Raw genomic sequence first — 1,530 nt, 5'->3', positions numbered from 1 at the left:
TTAGATAAAGCGATCCTAGCGAAGCGCCATCGGGTTAATGAAATGGCGAAATTACAGAATCCAAGTCGTTGGTCAGGAAAGTCTAGAGATTGGACGATGATCAAGGAAGTAAATTTGAATCCAGAGAAAAAAGAAGAAGTGCGGGCGGCATAAAATTTAACTTGATGCGACAACTAACTTGAAAAACACCGGTATCAAGACAAGAATTTGTTAAATATTTTATCGATAAATAAGCACTCTCTAAAACCAGCGGGGTACAAGCTGCGAATATTGCTTATACTCAGCAGTAAAGCTCTCGGATAAATGCTTTTCTTCTACCAATGTTTGCCTGTGAATAGCTACAACTCCAACTATTAAACATACCAAACTAAATATACTCGGTAATGCTAAGAAAAACCCTATTTGAGCTGCTACAACACCCAAGTACATAGGGTTTCTTGAAAACTGATAGAGTCCTTTTGTTTTTAGTATCCGTGGACCGTTTGGATCAACTCCTGAGCGCCATAGTGAGGCCATATTAAAATGAACTATCATTGACAAAGCAAACCCAGCTGTAAGCAGCGCATTACCAAACATAACGCCAGGCCAGCCATTCAGACCAGTAAAAACACCTAGGTAATTATCAAGCGATGGTATAAACACCCGCAATACACAAATAAACCATATTAACGCCCTAAAAAACTTAAACGCAGTGTGATTCCACCAACTTGCACAATACTTAACTCCAGGAAAAACAATGCTTTCTTTAGAAGTACGTGTCACATAAATAATTCTAAATGTATAAAAACCAGCTACAAAGGTATAAAACAAAGCAAGATAAATACGAGTAAACTCTATTAAAGAAGATGAGTCATCAATAAGTAAGGAGAAAGGCATAGAAGACCCTGAATGAGTAAAAGCGTTAACGAAAGAAGAGCATAAAGCCCATAAGGCTTATTAACAAGTAAAGTTAAACAAAATCTACAAAAACTTACTTTTATAGCAAGTACATATTAATCACTACGCTTTATTAAATCGCTAGTATTTTTTTTATATTATTACGCTCCTTAAGTAATTACATGGGAAAATAAAGCTGTAAAATAACAACACCATTATTGTGTTAGTACAGCCTTGCGGAGATTCACCTTTCGCTGTTTCGTTTGATTACTGGGCTCGGCATGAAAAACCTTAAACAACAAACAACCCGTCACATTGCTGTAACGGGTTTTTCTTATTTGGAGCCTTGCAATGCCGAAGTGCCCACAGCGTTGGAAGGTCACAGTGGAATGGGTTACTATCATGGCCAATGCATTGGATAGCCAAAACATTGTTCACAAAGAGGCGCTTCGCTCAAGAGACGCTCCGCTTTAAAGAGGAAAATGCTGAATATTACTTTTCTATAGACGTAAAAAAGCCCGACTCTTTTGAATCGTGCTTTCTTGTATTTGAAGTCGGTGGGTAATCCCCCCGAAAAATAATAGAAGCCAAGCGTAGAATTTTCTCTTATTGTAAACACAGGAGAAAATTATGAAAAAAGCACATTTTACAGAC

At 37.5% G+C, this 1,530-nt stretch carries 2 protein-coding genes; one reads left to right on the top strand and one right to left on the bottom strand.

The features are described 5' to 3' along the window. Nucleotides 1-240: 240 nt before the first annotated feature. Nucleotides 241-876, bottom strand: a complete 636-nt coding sequence (locus tag ATS71_RS14380) for a methyltransferase family protein (protein WP_058405449.1) — start codon at nucleotides 874-876, stop codon at nucleotides 241-243. A gap of 351 nt (nucleotides 877-1,227) precedes the next feature. On the opposite strand from ATS71_RS14380, the gene ATS71_RS19340 reads away from it, so the two are divergent. Next, complete coding sequence (locus ATS71_RS19340; RefSeq protein ID WP_268801455.1) at nucleotides 1,228-1,350, top strand: hypothetical protein; 123 nt, start codon at nucleotides 1,228-1,230, stop codon at nucleotides 1,348-1,350. Nucleotides 1,351-1,530 lie beyond the last annotated feature (180 nt).

It is taken from the genome of Pseudoalteromonas sp. H71, assembly GCF_001468485.1.
GTDB lineage: Bacteria > Pseudomonadota > Gammaproteobacteria > Enterobacterales > Alteromonadaceae > Pseudoalteromonas.
The sequence above is the reverse complement of the archived record's forward strand: the minus strand, read 5'-3'. Positions and strand labels throughout refer to the sequence as shown.

Bases quoted from the DNA above. Each gene is read 5' to 3' on its own strand.
- ATS71_RS19340 (WP_268801455.1), top strand. From the start codon at position 1,228: ATGCCGAAGTGCCCACAGCGTTGGAAGGTCACAGTGGAATGGGTTACT.
- ATS71_RS14380 (WP_058405449.1), bottom strand. From the start codon at position 876: ATGCCTTTCTCCTTACTTATTGATGACTCATCTTCTTTAATAGAGTTT.